Genomic DNA, 282 nt, shown 5'->3' with positions numbered 1-282 from the left:
GCTGCAACGACCCCAACAGTCACTAAGCCACGAAGACCCGCAGGCATTTCATTTAGCACGTAGTACATGAAGATCGTGACGTTTTCACCATTAAAGTTTTGCACGACTTCTTTGCCTTCCACACCCATTAGCTCAGGTCTTTGGTAGAAGACATATAAGAGTAGGCCAATAGACATGAATACGAGTACAACTGGAATCGAAAAAATGATTGAGTTGATCATCGCCTTTGAACCTTGTTTGGCATTTTTACACGTCAACACACGTTGAGTCATGTCTTGATCA

Annotated in this window: 1 pseudogene; it reads right to left on the bottom strand. The window is 42.9% G+C overall.

Annotation, left to right across the window (positions count from 1 at the left end):
* A pseudogene (locus tag AB4512_RS22555) lies at positions 1 to 282 on the bottom strand (sodium:solute symporter); the annotation flags it as partial.

Origin of the sequence: Vibrio sp. 10N.222.52.B7 (assembly GCF_041474275.1) — a bacterium.
In the GTDB taxonomy this organism is placed as follows: domain Bacteria; phylum Pseudomonadota; class Gammaproteobacteria; order Enterobacterales; family Vibrionaceae; genus Vibrio; species Vibrio crassostreae_C.
Note: the sequence above shows the minus strand (reverse complement) of the source record. Positions and strands in the feature narration are given on the sequence as shown.